Raw genomic sequence first — 20,120 nt, forward strand, 5'->3', positions numbered from 1 at the left:
GACGGTGAGGAGGCGCATTCATCCGGTTGCAACCCGTACCGATCCTGCGGACGATCGCCGCAACCAAAGGGGAAGCAGCCTAATGGAATCCGTTTTCGACGAGCACGAACCGGCCGTGATCCGGCGCGTCTTCGCCAACCAGATCTTTCGTCTGCACGGAAGGCAGTCTCTCGCCAGCAGGAGCTGAATGGAAGGCGCTCCAGGCCGCCTTCGAGCGCGGCGGCATCGAGTTCGTGCGCAGTCTGATCTGGAAGAAGAACGCTTCGCCCGGACGGTGCTGGTTCACCGGATCCGGCCGGGCCTTGTCCTATGACGAGGTCGCAGGATGACGGATGTCACATCCCCGCCCATGACGTGACGAAGGGCGTGACGTCCTCGGCCTGCATGGGGCGTCCGAAGTGGTATCCCTGTACGAGGTCGCAGCTCATGCGCTGCAGGAAAGTCGCCTGAAAGGCATTTTCGACGCCCTCGGCGACGACCTCGATGCCGAGATTGCGGCCGAGGCTCAGGAGAGCCCTGACGATGGCGGCATCGCCCGCATCCGATTCCAGACCGCTCACAAAGGTCCGGTCGATCTTAATCGCATCGACCGGGAAGCGCTTGAGATGCGACAGCGACGCGTAGCCGGTGCCGAAATCGTCGAGCGCAATCGTCACGCCCTCCGCGCTCAGCGTGCGCAGAGCACGCTCCACGAACTCGGCGCCCGAGCCGAGAAACACGCTCTCGGTGACCTCCACTTCAAGACACCGGGCAGGCACGTCCATCCGCCTCAGGTCGTCGAGCACGCGCTCGGCATAATTGTCGCGCCGGAACTCCGCGCCCGACGCGTTGACGGCGATGCGGCCAAACGGGAGGCCGGCATCGAGCCAGCCGCGCATATCCTTGAGGATGCAGGACCGCATGCGCTCGCCGATGGCCGTTCCAAGTTCGGTATCGTCGAAAGCGGGAGCGATCTTTTCCGGCGACTGGATTCCGCCGCGGGGATGATGCCAGCGCAGAAGCGCCTCGAACCCGCCGAGCGCGCCCGTGGCAAGGACCACCTTGGGCTGGTAGAACGGCACGATCCAGTCGGACGCGATTGCTCTTGCGGCCACCTCCAGGGCCGAAGCCGTTCTTTGCGACTCCTCCCGCATGGTCGGGACGAACATCTTGAACGAGCCCCGCCCGGAGGTCTTGCTGCGATAGAGCGCCAGATCGGCCTGCTTCTGAAGCTCCTCGGGACTCATGCCGAAGCCGACGGAGATGGCGCCACCGATGCTCGTGCGGCAGTCCAGCAGCTTGCCATCGCGTTTCAACGGCTCGTGCATGCGGGACAAGATGGCGTCGGCCATGGCGACCACATCGCATTCTCCGGCGATCGCGGGCAGAATCACGGCGAACTCGTCGCCGCCAAGACGGGCGATGGTGTCGACCGATCGCACGACGCTGCGCAGCCGCTGCGCGAATTCCTTCAGGAGATCGTCGCCGGCGTCATGGCCGAACCTGTCGTTGATCTGCTTGAGGTGATCGAGATCCATGACCAACAGGCCCGTGGCATAGGGCGAGCCGGATGTTTCCGAGCCGGATGCTTCATGGAGCGCCTTTTGCAGACGTTCGCGGAAAAGCCTGCGGTTGGCGAGACCCGTGAGATCGTCGTTGTGGGCAGCCCAGCGGAGGGTTTCCTCCGTGAGCTTCCGGTCGTGGATGTCCTCAAGCGTGCCGTACCAGCGGATGATGCCATCCCGGCCGTGCCGTGCAGCCGCGCGGCCGCGGAACCACCGATAGCTTCCGTCCGACATGCGCAGGCGGTAATCCACATCGAGAGCCTCACCGGTCGCCACAGAGTGGGACCAACGATCGCGGATGAAGGCGATGTCCTCGGGATGCATCACCCTGCTCCAGCCGGAGCCCAGGGCGTCTTCCACTTTCATGCCGGTGCGATCGTGCCAGCGCGAGGAGACGTCGAGGAGGTTGCCCTGCGGATCGGCCGTCCAGGAAATCTGAGGGTTGAGCTCGACGGAATGACGGTGGTGCTCTTCACTCTCGCGCAAGGCCGCATCGCTGCGCTGCCGCTCGAGGGCGAGTGCCGCAAGGTGCAGCACGGCGTCCATGCGCTCCATCTCGTCGCATGTCGGGGTGCGGGGCTCGCCGTAATAGAAGCCGAAGGAACCGAGCACCTCGCCGGAGCGCGAGAAGATCGGCTTCGACCAGCAGGCCCTCAGACCATGGGACAGTGCAAGGTTGCACCAGTTGGTCCATAACGGATCGGATGCGATATCGGTGACGATGACGCTGTTGCGTGTATGAATGGCCGTTCCGCACGAACCCACGGCGGGCCCGATGCTCAGGCCGTCGATGGCGGCATTGTAGGCGGCCGGAAGGCTGGGGGCGGCGCCGTGCCGGAGCCGTCCGGCCTCCGGATCGTGCAGGAGGATCGAGCATTTCGCGCCGGGAAGCTGCGCTTCCGCCAGCCGACAGAGCGCAGCCAGAATCTCGCCGATGGGCTGGCCGGCGGCGACCATTTCCAGGACGCGGGCGTGGCCCTGCAGGGCGAGCTCCGCCTCTTTCCGGTCGTGGATGTCTTCCGTCGTGCCATACCAGGAGACGATGGCTCCGGTCTCATCGCGTCGTGCCGCCGAACTGGAGCGGCACCAGCGGTAGCCGCCGTCGGCCGTCTTGATCCGATATTCGCATTGATAGGGAGTCCCGGCAGCAAGACTTTCGCGCCTCGACTGGACCAGGCGAGTCAGGTCATCTGGATGAACCAGCTTCACCCAACCGTTGCCGACCAGCTGCTCGGGAGGCTGGCCGATCAATTCGGCCCAGCCGGGCCCGATCTGAACGACCTTTCCGTCCGCGTCGGCGAGCCAGGGAATCTGCCGGCTCAGGGCGAATGCGTAATGATACAGACTATCATAGCTGGTCTGGCTATTCCTTTGCGGCATAATCAAATCTTCACGAGATTTCTCATGTGCAGAAGCAAGGCCGACGTCTTTATTCCAATACATATCGCAAACCAGAGTGCCGCGAATATCGAATAAATTCTTGGCCTATATTACAATGCCTGTCCATTAGGAGAAATGGACTAACGTGCCCTATCCAAGAGCCTGGAGAAGCCGTTTTTTATTGATGATTTATTAGTAAGGTTAAGCGTCGGTCCGAAGCGTCGGCACTTCGACGTGATGCTTCAAAGTCTGGAGAAGCAGCTCTTATGATCGGCGACGTCCGGAGACTTGCCGGCTGATGCACTCCGATACCCGCTCAGCCGCAGGGAGCGTCGAACGCAATCGTTTGAACTGTCGGAGGATCGCGGAAGAGGGCCTTCAGCCCTCTTCGCCCGTCACGCCTGCGGCATCCTGGGCCTTCAGCACCTCGGGGCGTGGCATCGAGATGGTGTTGTAGCCGGAATCCACGTAGTGGATCTCGCCGGTCACGCCGTTGGAGAGGTCGGAGAGCAGATAGAGAGCCGAGCCGCCGATATCCTCGATGGTCACCGTGCGGCGCAAGGGAGCATGGGCCTTCTGGTACGTGAACATGAGGCGGGCGTCCGAAATGCCGGCGCCGGCGAGCGTGCGCACCGGGCCTGCCGAGATGGCGTTGCAGCGGATGCCCTGGGGGCCGAGGTCGGAGGCGATGTAGCGCATGGAGGCTTCCAAAGCCGCCTTGGCCACGCCCATCACGTTGTAGTTCGGCATGACCCGGGTCGAGCCGCCATAGGTCAGGGTCAGGAGCGATCCGCCGTTCCTCATGCGCTTGGCGGCGCGCTGCGCGATCTCCGTGAAGGAGAAGCAGGAGATCACCATGGTGCGCGAAAAGTTCTCGCGGGTGGTGACGTCCACATAAGAGCCCTTGAGCTGCGACTTGTCGGAGAAGCCGATGGCGTGGACCACGAAGTCGAGGCCGTCCCAGGTCCTGTCGAGGGTGTCGAACACCGCATCGACCGAGGCGATGTCCTCCACGTCGCAGGGAATGACAAGGTTGGAGCCGAGCGACTGCGCCAGGGGCGTCACGCGCTTGCCCAGGGCCTCGCCCTGATAGGTGAAGGCGAGCTCCGCCCCGTGCTGGGCCAGGGTCTTGGCGATGCCCCAGGCGATGGAATGGTCGTTGGCGACGCCCATGATGAGGCCGCGCTTTCCTTGCATCAGACCGGTCACTTGGGTCCCCCTATGCATCGGCTCCATGGTGCGACGCCAATTGTTATGAAAGTGTGCATCGCGAGCCGGAATGTCGGTGTGATTCAGCATGTCCATGCGAGGTCCCCGTGAATGTGTAGGGGCATCGCATGGAGCTGTCTCAGGTTTATGACGGCGTCTTACCCGTTATAGCGGCTGAAGACGAGTGTGGCATTGGTGCCGCCGAAGCCGAACGAGTTCGACAGGACCGTGTCCATCTTGGCGTCGTCGATCCGCTTGCGGACGATGTTCATGTCGGCGAATTCGGGATCGAGCTCGTCGATATGGGCACTTTCGCAGATGAAGCGGTTGTTCATCATCAGGAGCGAGTAGATCGCCTCCTGCACGCCTGTGGCGCCGAGCGAGTGGCCGGTGAGCGATTTCGTCGCGGAGATCGGCGGGCACTTGTCGCCCGAGCCGAAGACCGTGCGGATCGCCTCGATCTCCTTCTGGTCACCGACCGGAGTCGAGGTGGCATGCGGGTTGATGTAGTCGACCGGGTTGTGCACGTCCTTGAGGGCCATGCGCATGCAGCGGATCGCGCCCTCGCCCGAGGGGGCCACCATGTCGTAGCCGTCCGAGGTCATGCCATAGCCGACGATCTCACCGTAGATGCGGGCGCCTCTGGCCTTGGCGTGCTCCAGCTCCTCCAGCACCAGCACGCCTGCGCCGCCGGCGATGACGAAACCATCCCGGTTGGCGTCATAGGCGCGGGAGGCGCGTGACGGGGTGTCGTTGTACTTGGTGGACATGGCGCCCATGGCGTCGAAGAGATTGGACATGCTCCAGTCCAGATCTTCGCAGCCGCCGGCGAACATCACGTCCTGCTTGCCGTACTGGATCATCTCGTAGGCGTTGCCGACGCAATGGTTCGAGGTCGCGCAGGCCGAGGATATCGAATAGTTCACGCCCTTGATCTTGAACCAGGTCGCAAGCGTCGCCGAGGCGGTGGAGGACATGGCCTTGGGCACCGCAAACGGACCGATGCGCTTCGGGCCTTTGTCGCGGGTGATGTCGGCCGCTTCCACGATGATTCGGGTGGACGGACCGCCCGAGCCCATGATGATGCCGGTGCGCTCGTTGGAGATCTCGTTCTCCTCGAGGCCTGCGTCCCGAATGGCCTGATCCATGGCGACATGGTTCCAGGCGGTGCCTTTGGCGTGGAAGCGCATGGCGCGCCGGTCGACGATCTCTTCCGGGTTCAGGCTTGGAGCGCCGTGAACCTGGCATCGGAAGCCGTATTTCGTGTAATCCTCGGCCTTGCTGATGCCGGACTTCGCTTCGCGCAGAGAGGCAAGCACCTCCTGCGTGTTGTTGCCGATGGACGACACGATGCCCATTCCGGTGACGACGACGCGCCTCATAGCCTACCTCTTCAAAGGACCTTACTGCCAGCCTTAACGTCTCAACACGTAAGGTCGACCCTGCTCATTCTCAACACTGAGCCATGCGAATGGGATGAAAGCGTGTTCCCAAGGTCGAAGGCCCGGCCGCTAGAGCATCGGACCCAAAAGTGGCGGGCCCTTTTGGGATCGCCCCGATGCTCATTTTTCACTGGCGCATCGGTCGGAGCGGAAAACCGGATCCACTTTTCCGCACGATGCACTGGGCGGCAAGGCCGGTTCTTTAAAAAAGACCGCGCTTTGTCAATAGGATGGAACAGGCACTGACCTTAGGTCAGTGCCAGAAAGCCTAGCCGCCTGCGGCTGCTTCCGACTGGAACAGGCCGACGCGCATGTCCTTGGCCTCGTAAATCCGGCGGCCATCGGCCTCCAGCCAGCCGTCGGCGATGCCGAGCACCAGCTTCGAGCGGAAGACGCGCTTGAGATCGACGCCGTAGACCACTTTCTTGACCGTGGGAAGCACCTGGTCGGAGAACTTCACCTCGCCGACGCCGAGTGCCCGGCCCCGTCCGGACGAGCCGCCCCAGCCGAGGAAGAAGCCCGTCATCTGCCAGAGCGCGTCCAGGCCGAGGCAGCCCGGCATGACCGGATCGCCCTGGAAGTGGCAGGGAAAGAACCAGAGATCCGGTCGCACGTCGAGTTCCGCCAGCACGTGGCCCTTGCCATAGGCGCCGCCGTCCTCACCGATGGAGGTGATGCGGTCGAACATCAGCATGGGCGGAAGCGGCAATTGCGCATTGCCGGGGCCGAACAATTCTCCGCGCCCGCAGGCAAGGAGCTCTTCATAAGTAAAGCTGGACTGGCGGGCCATTCCGGATGCCGATCCTTTCATCGCGTCTTCAAGAAACGGCCTCGAGGAAGCCTCGGGACCTGGGTGCGGGCTCTGGTAGCACAGGCTTGGCCATCCATCAAAGGACCTGCGCCCGGATTCTTTGGCGGTGTTGAGGAGCATTTCAGCCGCCATCCCAGGGCAGCCTTGCAGTAACCCTCTCGCTTTCCTATGATTGTGATGTTAGAAGCGCCCATCCGATCATTCAGTTCCGCCAATGACCGATCCTTTGTCTGCCTATATCGAGTCCACCACCGCTCCGGCTCACCGGAAAGGGTGCCCCGTGTCCGAATTGCGGGACAAGCTGCGCCGCGTAGGCCTGCGCCCGACCCGGCAGCGCGTGTCCTTGGGCTGGCTTCTGTTCGGCAAGGGCGACCGGCACATCACGGCTGAACTGCTTTTCGACGAGGCGTCCCGCGCCCGCGTCCCGGTCTCGCTGGCGACCGTCTACAACACCCTGCACCAGTTCACGGAAGCGGGCCTGCTGCGCCAGCTCGCGGTGGACGGGGCCAAGGCCTATTTCGACACCAACCCGACCGAGCACCACCACTTCTTCCTGGAGGAAGAGGGCGAGCTCGTCGACATGCCGCTCACGTCTGGCGTCAGCGTCGCGGAACTGCCCGAGCCCCCGGACGGCATGGAAGTGGCAGGTGTCGAAGTCATCGTGCGTCTCCGCCGCAAGAGCGTTTAAGGCCCCGCCCCTCCTTGACTTCTGAGAGAGCGGCCCTCCGGTCTTTAGCAGATGCCGCTCAGCCATAGCCTCGTTGCCCTTCTCGTCACCGCCATCTGGGGCCTGAGCTTCGTGGTCATCAAACTCGGGGTCGGCACCACGCCGCCCCTGCTGCTGGCTGCACTCCGCTTTCTCTTTGCAGCCCTTCCTGCGGTCTTCTTTGTTCCGCGGCCCAAGACCGATTGGCGTAACGTCGTCGGCTACGGTTTCTTCCTCGGCGTCGCCCAGTTCGGGCTGCTGTTTGCAGCGCTTGCCGTCGGTATGCCGGCGAGCCTCGCCTCCGTGATCATGCAGGCGCAGGTCTTCTTCACGATTCTCTTTGCGGCCCTGCTCATGGGCGAGCGTCCTGGGCCGCATCAGGTGATCGGCGGCTTTGTGGCCGGCCTCGGACTCGTGCTGATCGCCTGGCCGCGCATGACGAGTGGCGGTGCCGTCCCCTTTCTCATGACGGTACTGGCCGCCGCCGCCTGGGGCGTGGCCAACATCATCTCCAAGCGGGCCGGCCGGGTCGACATGCTGGGCTTCATCGTCTGGTCGAGCCTCGTCGCGCCGCTGCCGCTGTTCGGCCTGTCGCTCTGGCTCGACGGTCCTGTCCAGGCGTTCACGGCGCTGACGCAGCTCAACGGCGGCACCATGGCGGCGGTGGCCTATCTTGCCTATCCGACGACGGTCTTTGCCTTCGGCGTTTGGGCGTATCTCCTGTCCCGATACCCGGCGGCCACCGTGACGCCCTTCGCCCTGTTCGTTCCGGTCGCCGGCATTCTGGGCTCGGCCCTCATCCTCGGTGAGGCCATGCACCCGATCGAGGCCGTCGGCGGAGCGGTGATCGTCCTGGGCCTCGCGTTCAACGTCTTCGGTCGGCGTTTGATGCGGCGGCGGCTGGTTTGAAAATTTGCGGCGGCCAGGTCCTGTCATTGCGGGGCGAGCGTAGCGGCGGCACCGCAATGACGAAGGACAAGATGTTCAACGAATGAAGCCGAAGCCGACCAGAGCGTAGGCGATGAGGAAGATCGCCACGAAGATGTTCAGGAAGCGCGGAGCGACGATGGACGCGATGCCGAGAACCAGGGCCAGGATCGGCAGCAGCTTGAAGCTCAAGTTGAGGGACATAGAGGCAGGCTTTCAGATTCGACGAAACGATGTTTCTTTCTAAAACCCAAAAGCTTGATAAATCGGAAAGGTCCTACTCGACCGTCTCGTTGGGATAGACACCCCACAGCTTCTCCTGCTGGATATAGCCGTCCACGTCGCGCGCGCCGTCCATCACGATCGTGACGCGGCACCATTTGCCGTCACAGCCCTTGATATTGGTGATCACGCCGGGCTGCAGATGAGCCACCACGCCGCCTTTCTCCTCCGCCCGATCCAACAGGCTGATCGGGGGCTGCTGGTTCTTGGCCCAGGGCATCACGAGGGCGGTGCGCCGTCCCGACAGAAGGGAATGGAGAACCCAGCCTTCCGTGCCTTCCGAATCGCGGATGCGCCGCCAGGTCTCGTACTCGGCGATGATCTCCACCGGCAGGCCGGCACGCTGGAACACCCAGGCCGTCCTGTGATCCTTGGACGGGCCCTCGCGGAGGTTCACCCGGTCCGTCTTGAGGCTGACGTAACGCGGCACCGGCAGGCCCGTGCCAAGACGGCCGCCCGGTGACTGCTGCGCCAGCGCCGATGCGGCGCTCAGGCTGACAAGAGCAAGGGCAAGGACGATCTTGCGCATGGTTCCCCCGGATAGTGGCTTTGTCTTGGGTTGAGGCTCTGGTAGAGAAGCTTGACGGAGACCGCCACGCGGCGGGTCGTCACCTTTGATCGCCGAAGCAGAGTTAAGAGAGCGTGAAACTCTTTGAACTTCGCGGGTTTTTCAGTGCTGGGGACGCTTGAAGTCGATGAAAAAGAGACCTGTCGTCGTTGTCACCCGCCGCCTGCCCGATGTGATCGAGACGCGCTTGCGCGAATTGTTCGACACGCGCCTCAACCTCGAGGACAAGTCTCTCTCCCCGGAGGAACTGGCCGCGGCCGTCAAGACGGCCGATGTGCTCGTGCCGACCATCACGGACGAGATAGACGCCGCGGTGCTGGAGCAGGCCGGTCCCAACCTGAAGCTCATCGCCAATTTCGGCAATGGCGTCGACAACATCGACGTCCCGGCGGCGGTCGCCAAGGGCATCACCGTCACCAACACGCCCGGCGTGCTCACCGAGGACACGGCCGACATGACCATGGCGCTGATCCTGGCCGTCGCCCGCCGCCTCCCGGAGGGAGTGCGGGTGATCCCCGATGGGGAATGGACCGGCTGGTCGCCGACCTGGATGCTGGGTCGACGCATCACGGGAAAACGCCTCGGCATCGTCGGCATGGGTCGCATCGGCCAAGCGCTGGCCCGGCGCGCCAAGGCCTTCGGCTTGTCGATCCACTACCACAACCGCCGCCACGTACCTCCGAAGATCGAGGCGGAACTCGAGGCGACCTACTGGGAATCCCTCGACCAGATGCTGGCCCGCATGGACATCGTGTCCGTGAACTGCCCGCATACACCGGCGACCTATCACCTGCTCTCCGCACGGCGCCTGAAGCTGATGAAGCCAGACGCGATCCTGGTGAACACGGCCCGTGGCGAGATCATCGACGAGGGCGCGCTCACCAAGCTCATCGAAGCCGGCGCCATCGCGGGGGCCGGTCTTGACGTGTTCGAGGAGGAGCCGGCGGTCAACCCGCGCCTCGTGCGGCTCGCCAAGCAGGGCAAGGTGGTGCTGCTGCCCCATATGGGCTCGGCCACTCACGAGGGACGCGTGGCCATGGGGGAAAAGGTCATCGTCAACATCCGGGCCTTCGTCGATGGCCACAAGCCGCCGGATCGCGTTCTGCCCAGCATGCTCTGACGCCATTTTGAGCGCGAAGCATGTCTCTGTCGGCGGGCTGCACGCCCTGCCGAACTTTTTCCTTGTTCCGGAATTGCGATAACATATGTTAATTCAGGCGATTCGCATTGTTCGACCTGCGTAACCTTCAACCATCCTATGGTGAGCGCTCCCGGTTCGATGAACGGCCATACGTCACCCTTGCGACCTGTCGTGCTCCTTGTGGAGGATGAGCCCTTCGTTCGAATGGCGACGGCTGATGCGCTTGAAGATGCCGGTTTTGAAGTGATCGAGACCGCCAATGCCCACGCCGCGCAAGAGGTTCTGCTGCGCCGCGCGGATATCCGGGTCCTGTTCACGGACGTGCGGATGCCCGGCTCCATGAACGGCCTCGAACTGGCTTCCCTCGTCCGCAGCCGATGGCCTCACATCTCCGTCGTCATCACCTCCGGCCATCTCGATCCGGACAACGGCATGCTCCCGCACGAGGCTGTCTTCATCGCCAAACCCTACGGCGAACAGGCCCCTGCCAAGGCGATCCGCGCCCTCCTGGACTGACGTTCCAGGGCCACAGGACGACCTCACCCCATTCCTTCGTCGATCAATCGGCCGACCCCTTATCCTCTTCACGAGCGCGAAGATGTGGGCTGCGGCTCCATGCAACCAAAATCCATCCTGAGCATAAACATATGTGAGTGCGGCCAAGAAGGGAGTTTGGCCAGAACAGGATCGTGTTGACACCTGAACGGCCCGTATGACCAACCCTCTGATTCTAAAGCTCGAACAGCGTGATCAGCTTTCCGACGATGAGAAGAAGGCGCTGGAAAATGCGGTCGCGCGAATTCGGGTCGTCGAGGCCGACGAGGACATCGTGCGCGAGGGCGACCGCCCGACGGAGAGTTCCCTGCTCTTGGACGGCTTTGCCGCCCGCTACAAGATCGTCTCGAACGGACGGCGGCAGATCTCGGCGCTTCATGTTCCCGGCGACTTCATCGATCTGCACAGCTTCCTCTTGAAGACAATGGACCATGGTGTGCTGGCACTGACCACCTGCCGCATCGCCGCCGTTCCGCACACGACTCTCGAGAAGATCACCGACGAGTTTCCTCATCTCACGCGGATGCTGTGGCTCAACACGCTGATCGACGGCGCCATCCACCGGGAATGGCTGACGGCCATGGGCCGCCTCTCCGCCACGGCCCATATGGCGCACCTGATCTGTGAGCTTTTCCTGCGCCTGAAGGCAGTCGGCCGAGCCGAGGGGGACACGGTCCAGCTGCCTGTCACCCAAGCCGAGTTGGGCGATACCCTGGGCCTCTCGACCGTTCACGTGAACCGCGTGCTGCAGGAACTGCGCAAGGAGGGGCTGATCCGTTTCCAGGGTGACGCATTGACCATTCTCGATTGGGAGCGGCTGAAGAAGGTGGGCGAGTTCACCTCGACCTATCTCAGCCTGCAAAACGAAGATCGATAGCCCTGACCGGCGGATCAACGATGCGCGATATCACTCTTCAGGCGATGCCGGTCATGGCGGACGGTGGCAGGCACGAGGGACGGCTTGTTCTCGCGGATGGGCAGCTGGTGGCCGTCTTCACCTGGGTGACGCCGGAGGAAACCATCGGCGGGCAAGAGCGTGCGGGAGGCTGGTTTCTGGAAGCGGGCTTCGGTCCCTGCGGCGATCTGATCAGTGCGAGGCCGCCGGTCCTTGCCGATCTCGACGAGGCCGTGACTTGGGTGCGCGCCCGGTTGGAGAACGGCTTGACTCAGCCCTGACGCCGATCAGCGCAGCTGCGCGATGATCTCCCCGGCCGCCCTCTCGCCCTCTTCCCAGGCTCCTCCGGCCGTGCCCCATTGGGCGCGCGAGAGCGCCTCGCCGGCAAACCAGACCCGCTCCCCGACCGGCGCCTTCAGGACATCACGGATGGCATAAAGCCCCGGTGGCACTACGGCCCAGGAAGCGCGCGACCAGGGATCGTGCCGCCAGGCAGTGCTGTGAACGGCGGAGAGATTTTGGATCGCCCGATAGCCGAACTGCTCCGCCAGCACCTCGCGCGCATAACGATAAGGCGCATGGATATCGCGCCGGTCAAATGCGGCCGCGGTGGGCTGGTCGAGCTCGAAGAAATGGAACGGCGTGCCGTCGATGCGGGTCAGGAGTCCCGGGGGCTGCCGGTGCGTTCCCGTGAGGCTCGCCAGCCGGTCCGCACCGCGAAACGGTGAATCCGGCCAATGCAGGATCACATGTTCGTAAACGCCCTGCGTGAAGCCGTGAACGGCCTCCCCAACGGTGTTGGGAAGGGCAGGCGCGAAGCGGATGGCACCCTGCTGCAGCACCGCCATCGGTATGGTCACGATGACGGCACTGGCCTGGAGCGTCCCGGCGGAACTATCGATCCGCACGCCCTGTCCGGACCAATCGATGGCGCGGACGGCGGTGTTGAGCCGCACGGGCAGGTCATGGCCGAGACGGCGCACATAGGCGCCGAGGCCGCCGGCGATGAACAGGTTGTCCGAATATTCCATGCTCGGAAAATCGTGCAGGCTGACTTCGTCGAGGGGCCGGCCCGAGACGAGGCCGTGGATGGCGGCGACCCGCCGCCCTTGCGGTCCCATCGGCGGAAGCGTCCTGGCCGCCGGCTGGTCCTCGTGGGCTTTCGCAGCCTGGGTCATCGCCCGGTCGGCCATGGCGAAGGCGCGGTCGAGTGCTGCGCGCTGGGCTCGGCTGCCCGGCCTGCCGTGTACGAAGAAATGCCCGTTCACCGGCGCTCGGCGCAGAGGCTCGCCGCGCCCATGCCCGAGCTTCACAAGAGGATTGATCGGACCCGCATGAAGCCAATGGGCGCCGAGATCGAGCGGGTGGCCCTTGAAGAGACGCGTGACCGTGCGTCCGCCGATGCGGCCCCGCGCCTCCAGCACCGTCACCGACAGTCCAGAGGCCAGCAGGCGTCGCGCCGCGGCGATCCCGGCGCTTCCCGCGCCGACGATCACCACATCCGGATTCGCGTTCAAGCTCGTCGACGTTTCACCGTCCAATGACACGCTGGTCTCCACCCTCGCTTTGCAGCGGGTTCGTTCATAAGTAAGGTCCGCCTCCCACATCAAGGGATGCCCTGCAAGGAGACGAACGACAGATGCTGATCCAATCGGTTTTCGCGGCAGCCCGCGAGGTTTTCTCGCCCGCTTTGCGGCGCATTGTCTGGAAATCGATTGGTCTGACCGTGGCGCTGCTCGTTCTGGTCTGGCTCGGGCTGACCAAGCTGTTCGATATCTTTCTCAACAACCATGATCTGAGCGCCACCTATCCGATCATCGACAGCTTCGCATTCTTCCTCGCGGGCTTCGGCCTCTTCGTCGCCCTGATCTATCTGCTGCCGGCGATCTCTGCCATCGTGGCGGGCTACTTCCTCGACGACGTGGCCGAAGTGGTGGAGCGCAAGAATTATCCTGCCGACCCACCCGGCCAGGCCCTGCCCTTCGGGAAGGCCGTCTTCTATGGCCTTCGTTTTGCCGGCCTGTCCCTTCTCGTGAACCTCGTTGCCCTGCTCCTGTTCTTCATCCCCGGCATCAATATCGGGGTGTTCTTCATCGCCAACGCCTATCTGCTGGGCCGGGAATATTTCGAGCTGGCGGCGGGCCGCTTCTGGCCGGCCGAGGACGTGACGCGCCTGCGCGCGGAGCACCGGGGCACGGTGCTGGCCGCCGGTGCCGTGGTGGCGGCTCTGTTGCTTGTGCCGGTGGTGAACCTGATCACGCCGATCTTCGGCGCGGCCCTGATGGTTCATCTGCACAAGAAGCTTACGCAGAATCCGGCGAAACGGATGCCGCTTCGCCGAGACAATCATGCGTCGATCGAGAAAGCCTGAAGGATTTGCCTTTCAGTCCCTTCAGTGACTCGCCTGCTGGCCCACAGCCGGACCAGATGCCCGCTCCGGGTGGAAGTCGGACGCAGGCCCCCTGAGTGTGGCGCGAGCAGGTCCGGATTCGTTGTCGTCGCGTTGCGCTTGAGGTCGAACTGGCCGGTCCTGCGGAAGCGCAGGAGATAGCTCGGCACGATCGCCTCGATGGTGGTGGGCGTGAGGCCAAGGCCCTGGAGCGTGCGGCCCTCGCGCAGGGCGTCTTCCGAGACCACGTTGTCCGTCTCGAGCAGGATCGCCTGGTCGCGGGTGGTGACGAGTTCGTTCGGGATGAGCCCCAGCGTCAGCCGGTCGAGCGTTCCCAGGACGCTGCCCTGCACCCGCGCGATCTTGCCTGGCATTGGAATGATGACGCGCTTGCGCTCGGTGACCTTGAGGACGAATTCCATCATCTGGCGCATGGTGCGGATCTCGGGTCCGCCGAGCTCGTAGACCCGGCCGCCCGGAATGGCGCCGTCCACCGCCCGCACGATGGCCTCGGCCACATCACCCGCATAGATCGGCTGGAAGCGGGTCTCGGCGCCCGGCAGCGGCAGCACGGGAAGCATGCGGGCGAGCGTCGCGAAGCGGTTGAAGGAGCTGTCGCCCGGCCCGAACATCAGAGAGGGACGCAGGATCACGGCATCCGGCCGCTCCTGGAGCAGGGCGGCCTCGCCCTCAGCCTTGGAGAGCGCATAGGCCGATTCGGAATTCGCATCGGCGCCGATGGCCGAGACATGGATGATGGACACAGCCTTCTTGGCGAGCCGTGCGATCATTGCCGGCGCCTTGGCCTGGAGCGTATCGAAGCGCTGGCGGCCGGTTTCCTGCAGGATGCCGACGAGGTTGACCACATGGTCCGCCCGCGCCACGGCATGAGCCACCGAATCCTCGTTGCGCAGGTTGGCGTGGATCGGGTTGATCTGCCCCACCTTGCCCAGGGGCAGGAAGTTCGCGAGGTTCGGCTGCCGGGTCGGCACGAGGACGCGATAGCCGCGCTCGGCCAGACGGCTCACCACGTAGCGGCCGAGGAAGCCCGATCCGCCGAAGACCGTGACGGTTTGCTGCTCAGGCGTGCGAAGGGCACCGATCATGAAACTCTCCTGCCCTGGGAGGGACTTGCATGGAGCTTGGGTGTGAAATTCAAAATGTCTCTAGTCAAACGCTGCTCCCCTGTGAAGAGGTGCATGATAAAGAAAGCACATCGGACGCATTTTCAGTGATTGACGTGCCGCCAGAAGCACCGTAAACGAAGCCTCGCCGAACAGGCAGGCCCAGGTGGCGGAATTGGTAGACGCACTGCTTTCAGGTAGCAGCGGGTAACACCGTGGAGGTTCGAGTCCTCTCCTGGGCACCAACAACCCTCTGAGGGTTCGATCCGCAAAGACATCCAGATCAAGCGAGCATTGAAGTTGCCCGTATGGGCCAAATGGCTCGTCGTGTTCGAATCCTCACTCATTTTCCAGTCGGCCGTTGTCACCGGGCGAGAATGGGCCTGATCTCCTGAAGGTTCTCGATGGTGTGCTCCAGGTGCCGTCGGAGCGCCTGTGAGGCGTCCTCGTTCTTGCGGCACTCCAGGAGTTCGAGAATCTGGAGGTGTTCCTCGCATTGCTGGCGATAGCGCTTGCGGTCGATCATCGAACGATAGGAGAGCAGACGCCGGACGCGGTTGATGCGCCGGACCGCTTCCAGGAAGAACGGATTGCCGGATGCGCCGATGATCGCCTCATGAAACCGCACGCCGCGCTCATGAAGTGCGTCGGCGCTGTCGGTCTCGATGGCGCCATTGAGAAGCCGGAGCTCCGCCTCGCGGCAGCGGGCTGCCGTCTCAGAGTCGAGACGGTAGGTCGGTTCCAGCAGCGCAGCCGGTTCGAGAGCCAGGCGGACCCGATAGGTCTGCTCCAGGCTCTCCGGGGTCGTCAGCATGGGCGAGAAAGACCAGCCGTAGCCGGGGCGGCGCTCGGCCCAGCCTTCTTGTGCGATCCGGCTGAGAACCGTGTTCAGCTGTGCCTTCGTGACCGTATAGGTTTCCTTGAGGTAGGCCTCCGAGGCCGGGTCCGGCAGGCGGCCATGAAGATGATCCTCGGCGATCCTGAAATAGACCTCGGAGATGTCGTCCCTCCGGGCCAGGCCCAAGGCCTCCGCCGAGGGAGTCTTCACATCGGATACGAAATAGCCACGGTTGCGCTCGTGGATGAGGACGCCCTTCGCGGCAAGGAGCTGGAGGGCCTGGCCCACCGGAAAGCGGGAGACGCTGAACCGCTCCGCCAGTTCCTGTGCGGTGATGTGCGTCCCAACAGCCAGCCCGGACCCCCGGATATGGTCGAAGATCTGCGCGGCCAGCCCGTCGGTCATTTCACGCTTGCTGCCGGCTGAACGTTCACTGATGGGGAAATTCATCGAAAAACCTGACTTCGCCATTGGGAGCCGCTTTTCCTCTACGCGATTCCCATCGGTATAGCACCGCACTTCGGCGTCTGCCGGGAGTGGGCCGGGAGATCGAGGGTCGATCTCCCGGCCGGCATTCATCAGGACTTCACGAGGCCGATCGACTTCAGGACGTCGCCGACGCGGGCCTGCTCTTCCTTGAGGAAGGTTTCAAACGGCGCACCTGCCAGATAGAAGTCCTCCCAGCCGCGCTGCTTCAGGATCTCGGCCCATTCCTTCGACTTGACCAGCTTGTCGACGGTCTCGGCATGCGCCTTGCGCTGGTCCGCCGTAATGGCGGGAGGAGCCACGATCGCGCGCCAGTTGACGACCTCCACGTCCATGCCCTGCTCTTTCAGAGTGGGGACGTCGGTGCCAGAGAGCCGCTTGCCGGACGAGATGGCGAGCGCCCGCAGCTTGCCGGCCTTGATCTGGCTCTCGAACTCGCCGTAGCCGGAGACGCCGGCCGTCACCCGGCCGCCGAGCATGGCCGCCAGGGCCTCGCCACCGCCCGAGAAGGCGATGTAGTTGACCTTCGACGGATCGGAGCCGGCCGCCTTCGTGAACAGGGCCGCGAGGATATGGTCCGCGCCGCCCGCGGAGCCGCCCGCCCAGGTCACCTTGGCCGGATCGGCCTTGGCGGCGGCGGCCAATTCCTGAACATTCTTGATCGGCGAGTTGGCCGGCACCACGATGACCAGCGGGTCGCCGGTCAGGCGCGCGATCGGGGTCACCTGATCGAGGCTGACCGGCGACTTGTTGCTCAGGATCGCGCCGATCATGGTGATGCCGTTGACCATGAGCTGGCTCGGATCGCCTTTCGCATTGTTGACGAATTGCGCCAAGCCGATGGTGCCGCCGGCGCCGGTCACGTTGATGACCTGAACGCTCTTGGCGAGACCTGTCTGCGTGAGCACCTGCTGAATGGAGCGGGCGGCCGAGTCCCAGCCGCCGCCCGGTCCGGCCGGAGCCATGATCTTGAGTTCCTGCTGCGCGAAGGCCGATGACGCGACGAGCGTCAGAGCGGCAACGGCAACGCCGCGAATCGTCTTGGTGAAGTGGCTCACGAGTTCCTCCCTTAAGGTTGCGTGAGATGGTGAACGCGGAGTGGACTTTTGCCGCTCAGCGTCTGGTGATCGGCGAAGCCTTTCGCCGGGTGCTTTCACCGGTGCCGGTGAAGTCTGGTGCAGGTGTCTCGCGGCTTGTGCCCTCCGCGTTGACGACACGCTGCAGGATGAGGGGGATGATGCCGCCGCCGCGCAGGATCTCGACCTCGAGGCCGGTCTCGATCGCGGCAATGGCCATGAATGTCTCGCTCGTCCCCGATGCGCGCTGGATCGTGACGGGCACGGGGCCGCGCGGGATGATCGTCGCGGCATCGGCATCGATCAGGATCTGATCGCCAAGACGCAGATGCAGGGTGCTCGGGTGTCGATCTTCTGGGAGCCGCAGAGGCAGAAGGCCCATGCCGATCAGGTTCGAGCGATGGATGCGCTCGAAGCTCGAGGCCAGAACGGCTCGTGCGCCGAGAAGCGCCACACCTTTCGCCGCCCAATCGCGCGACGATCCCATGCCATAGCGTTCGCCGGCGACCACCACCACGGACGCGCCCTCGGCGGCGTAGCGCCCGGCGGCCCGGAACAGGGGCAGGTGCTCGCCCGAACCCATATGGATCGTGAAACCCGGCGCGATCTGCGGATCGAGCAGATTGCGGACGTTCTTGTTGGTGAACAGGCCGCGCACCATGGCTTCCCAGTTGCCGCGGCGGGAGGCGAAGACGTTCAGGTCGCGGCGGTTCTCGCCACGCGCGACCAGATACTCGGCCGCCTCGCCCGTTTGCGGAACCTGACCGGCCGGGGAGATATGGTCCGTGGTGATGTCGTCGCCGAGCACGAGCAGCGGATGCGCCGCATAGGTGCCGAGCCGCGTGCCCTTGCCGAAGCCCGCGAAGGGCGGACGGCGGATATAGGTCGAGCCGGGATTCCAGGGGAAGAGATCGGTGGCCGGAGCATCGAGCACCCGCCACGTCTCGCTGGCCTCGGCCTCGTCGTATGACGTGTCATAATCGGCGGCGTCGATGGCCTGGGCCAAAGCCGCATCGATCTCGTCGCCGATCGGCCAGAGATCGGCGAGCCTGATCTCCTCGCCTGAGGACGAACGACTGATTGGATCGGTGAGGATGTTGCGGTTGACGTCGCCTGCCAGCGCGAAGGCGACGACGAGGGGAGGCGAGGCCAAGAAGCCGGCTTCGAGCTGCGGGTGCACGCGGCCCGGAAAGTTGCGGTTGCCGGACAGAACGGCGACCGGAACGATGCCGCGCTCCGTCATGGCCTGTTCGATGGCGGCGGGCAGGGGGCCGGAATTGCCGATGCAGGTGGTGCAGCCGTAGCCGACGATGCCGAAGCCCACCGCTTCCAGATCCTCCAGCAGACCGGCGCGACGCAGATAACGCTCGGCGGTCGGCGAGCCAGGCGCAAGCGAGGTCTTCACCCATGCGGGCGGCGCGAGGCCGAAGCGACGCGCCTTGCGGGCGACGAGGCCCGCGGCGACCAGGAGCCGCGGATCGGACGTGTTGGTGCAGCTCGTGATCGCCGCGATGGCGACGGAGCCGTTTCCGAGTTGGCCCTCCGACGCCGGACAGTCTGCGAGCAGCGGCGCGAGAGCGTGGACCGTCGCTCCGGCGGGAATGCGATCCTGCGGCCGGCGCGGTCCGGCAAGGCTGACCTCGACCTCGTCGAGGTCGATCTCGACCGTGCCCGTATAGCGCGGTGCTGCTTTCGGATCGAACCAGAGTCCCTGCCGCTTGGCGTATTCCTTCACGAGGCGGACGTGATCGGCGCTGCGGCCCGTTTCGCTTAAATAACGCAGCGTCTGGTCGTCGATGGGAAAGAACCCGGAATTGGCGCCGAATTCCGGGGTCATGTTGGCGATGACGGCGCGGTCGCCGGCGGAGAGCGTCGAGATGCCCTCGCCGTAGAACTCGACGAAGCGGTCTGCGAGGTCGATGCGGCGCAGGCGCTCGGTGACAGTGAGTGCGAGGTCGGTCGCGAGCACGCCCTGCTTCAAGCGCCCCGTGAGGCGCACGCCGACGATGTCCGGCACCCGGATCATCACGGGCATGCCGAAGAAGACGCTCTCGGCCTCGAGTCCACCGACGCCCCAGCCGAGCACGCCGATGCCGTTGATCATGGGCGTGTGGCTGTCGGTGCCGATCAGGGTGTCCGGCATGGCCCAGGACACGCCATCCCGCTCGGCCGTCGTGACGACGCTGGCCAGGCGCTCGAGATTGAGCGTGTGCATGATGCCGGTGCCGGGCGGGTGGACGCGAAATCCGGTGAGGGCACGCGTGGCCCACTTCATGAAACGGTAGCGCTCGGCGTTGCGCCCGAACTCACGCTCCATGTTGCGCCGGAGAGCATCGGGCGAGCCGAACACGTCCACACCCAGGGAATGGTCGGTCGAGACATCGACCGGAAGCACGGGGTTCAGCCGGCTCGGATCGTGCCCGGCTTCGGCGAGGGCTGCGCGCATGCCGGCAATGTCGACCAGAGCCGGTCCGCAGGTGGTATCATGCATCATGACCCGGCCCGGCAGGAACGGGATCTCCTCCTCGCTGCGCCCAGTCTCGAGCCAGTTCAGAATCGCGGCCTTGGCCCGTGGAGCATCGTCGCCTGCGGTGCGAAGGACATTCTCCAGCATGACCCGCAGGATATGCGGCAACCGTTCGAGGCTACCGCCGGCCGCTGCCGGAAGATCGACGATCCGATGTTGCCGCCCATCGACCGCAACGGTCGCCACGGCAGCTCGCAATTTGGGGTCACAGGACATGCTC

General features: G+C 64.3%; 18 protein-coding genes and 1 tRNA gene. 8 read left to right on the forward strand and 11 right to left on the reverse strand.

The window, feature by feature from the left end; translation table 11 throughout:
* Positions 1-335: 335 nt before the first annotated feature.
* The 4 genes from ACD578_RS21945 to fabA all read right to left on the reverse strand — a co-directional run bounded on the left by ACD578_RS21945 (position 336) and on the right by fabA (position 6,365).
* Positions 336-2,924 carry an EAL domain-containing protein gene (locus ACD578_RS21945; RefSeq protein ID WP_404288483.1) on the reverse strand — a complete coding sequence of 863 codons (2,589 nt, stop codon included), beginning with the start codon at positions 2,922-2,924 and terminating at the stop codon, positions 336-338.
* A gap of 378 nt (positions 2,925-3,302) precedes the next feature.
* Complete coding sequence (gene fabI, locus ACD578_RS21950) at positions 3,303-4,133, reverse strand: enoyl-ACP reductase FabI (RefSeq protein WP_162003276.1); 831 nt, start codon at positions 4,131-4,133, stop codon at positions 3,303-3,305.
* Between the two features lie 158 nt (positions 4,134-4,291).
* A complete protein-coding gene (gene fabB, locus ACD578_RS21955; RefSeq protein ID WP_404288485.1) occupies positions 4,292-5,515 on the reverse strand; it encodes a beta-ketoacyl-ACP synthase I in 1,224 nt (407 codons plus the stop codon).
* Positions 5,516-5,843: 328 nt separating this feature from the next.
* Entirely contained in the window at positions 5,844-6,365 is a 522-nt protein-coding gene (gene fabA / locus ACD578_RS21960; protein WP_192926352.1) for a 3-hydroxyacyl-[acyl-carrier-protein] dehydratase FabA, read from the reverse strand.
* A 235-nt stretch (positions 6,366-6,600) separates the two neighbouring features.
* Here fabA and irrA point away from each other — a divergent pair, with 235 nt between their 5' ends.
* Together irrA and ACD578_RS21970 are read left to right on the forward strand one after the other, a co-directional pair.
* Positions 6,601-7,074, forward strand: a complete 474-nt coding sequence (irrA, locus tag ACD578_RS21965) for an iron response transcriptional regulator IrrA (RefSeq protein ID WP_152715409.1) — start codon at positions 6,601-6,603, stop codon at positions 7,072-7,074.
* Positions 7,075-7,125: 51 nt separating this feature from the next.
* Positions 7,126-8,001 (forward strand): EamA family transporter, encoded by an 876-nt coding sequence (locus tag ACD578_RS21970; protein ID WP_404288487.1) that lies wholly within the window; start codon positions 7,126-7,128, stop codon positions 7,999-8,001.
* 75 nt (positions 8,002-8,076) lie between these two features.
* Here the strand turns inward: ACD578_RS21970 and ACD578_RS21975 are convergent, their stop codons facing one another.
* Complete coding sequence (locus tag ACD578_RS21975) at positions 8,077-8,223, reverse strand: DUF3096 domain-containing protein (protein WP_152715407.1); 147 nt, start codon at positions 8,221-8,223, stop codon at positions 8,077-8,079.
* Positions 8,224-8,296: 73 nt separating this feature from the next.
* A complete protein-coding gene (locus tag ACD578_RS21980; RefSeq protein ID WP_152715405.1) occupies positions 8,297-8,830 on the reverse strand; it encodes an SH3 domain-containing protein in 534 nt (177 codons plus the stop codon).
* A 166-nt stretch (positions 8,831-8,996) separates the two neighbouring features.
* Here ACD578_RS21980 and ACD578_RS21985 point away from each other — a divergent pair, with 166 nt between their 5' ends.
* From ACD578_RS21985 to ACD578_RS22000, 4 genes are all read left to right on the forward strand, one after another.
* Positions 8,997-9,989 carry a D-glycerate dehydrogenase gene (locus tag ACD578_RS21985; RefSeq protein ID WP_192926351.1) on the forward strand — a complete coding sequence of 331 codons (993 nt, stop codon included), beginning with the start codon at positions 8,997-8,999 and terminating at the stop codon, positions 9,987-9,989.
* Positions 9,990-10,148: 159 nt separating this feature from the next.
* Positions 10,149-10,526, forward strand: coding sequence for a response regulator transcription factor (locus ACD578_RS21990; protein ID WP_404288491.1), 378 nt, complete (start codon positions 10,149-10,151; stop codon positions 10,524-10,526).
* A 196-nt stretch (positions 10,527-10,722) separates the two neighbouring features.
* Positions 10,723-11,442: a Crp/Fnr family transcriptional regulator gene (locus ACD578_RS21995; RefSeq protein ID WP_404288493.1), complete on the forward strand. Its 720-nt coding sequence runs from the start codon at positions 10,723-10,725 to the stop codon at positions 11,440-11,442.
* A gap of 20 nt (positions 11,443-11,462) precedes the next feature.
* Positions 11,463-11,741 carry a hypothetical protein gene (locus ACD578_RS22000; RefSeq protein WP_404288495.1) on the forward strand — a complete coding sequence of 93 codons (279 nt, stop codon included), beginning with the start codon at positions 11,463-11,465 and terminating at the stop codon, positions 11,739-11,741.
* Between the two features lie 6 nt (positions 11,742-11,747).
* Here the strand turns inward: ACD578_RS22000 and ACD578_RS22005 are convergent, their stop codons facing one another.
* A complete protein-coding gene (locus ACD578_RS22005) occupies positions 11,748-13,007 on the reverse strand; it encodes a flavin monoamine oxidase family protein (protein ID WP_404288497.1) in 1,260 nt (419 codons plus the stop codon).
* 92 nt (positions 13,008-13,099) lie between these two features.
* Between ACD578_RS22005 and ACD578_RS22010 the strand changes: the two genes are divergently transcribed.
* A complete protein-coding gene (locus ACD578_RS22010; protein ID WP_404288499.1) occupies positions 13,100-13,831 on the forward strand; it encodes a sulfate transporter family protein in 732 nt (243 codons plus the stop codon).
* Here ACD578_RS22010 and ACD578_RS22015 read toward each other — a convergent pair.
* Positions 13,807-14,955: a complex I NDUFA9 subunit family protein gene (locus ACD578_RS22015; protein WP_404288501.1), complete on the reverse strand. Its 1,149-nt coding sequence runs from the start codon at positions 14,953-14,955 to the stop codon at positions 13,807-13,809. The genes ACD578_RS22010 and ACD578_RS22015 overlap by 25 nt on opposite strands.
* Positions 14,956-15,133: 178 nt before the next feature.
* Here ACD578_RS22015 and ACD578_RS22020 point away from each other — a divergent pair.
* Positions 15,134-15,218, forward strand: a tRNA-Leu gene (locus ACD578_RS22020).
* Between the two features lie 119 nt (positions 15,219-15,337).
* On the opposite strand, the gene ACD578_RS22025 is transcribed toward ACD578_RS22020, so the two are convergent.
* The 3 genes from ACD578_RS22025 to acnA all read right to left on the reverse strand — a co-directional run bounded on the left by ACD578_RS22025 (position 15,338) and on the right by acnA (position 20,116).
* Entirely contained in the window at positions 15,338-16,216 is an 879-nt protein-coding gene (locus ACD578_RS22025; protein ID WP_404288503.1) for an FCD domain-containing protein, read from the reverse strand.
* A gap of 173 nt (positions 16,217-16,389) precedes the next feature.
* Entirely contained in the window at positions 16,390-17,355 is a 966-nt protein-coding gene (locus tag ACD578_RS22030) for a Bug family tripartite tricarboxylate transporter substrate binding protein (RefSeq protein ID WP_404288505.1), read from the reverse strand.
* A 55-nt stretch (positions 17,356-17,410) separates the two neighbouring features.
* Positions 17,411-20,116: an aconitate hydratase AcnA gene (gene acnA / locus ACD578_RS22035; protein WP_404288507.1), complete on the reverse strand. Its 2,706-nt coding sequence runs from the start codon at positions 20,114-20,116 to the stop codon at positions 17,411-17,413.
* Between the last annotated feature and the right edge of the window lie 4 nt (positions 20,117-20,120).

It is taken from the genome of Microvirga sp. RSM25 (assembly GCF_044784385.1).
Lineage (GTDB): Bacteria > Pseudomonadota > Alphaproteobacteria > Rhizobiales > Beijerinckiaceae > Microvirga > Microvirga tunisiensis.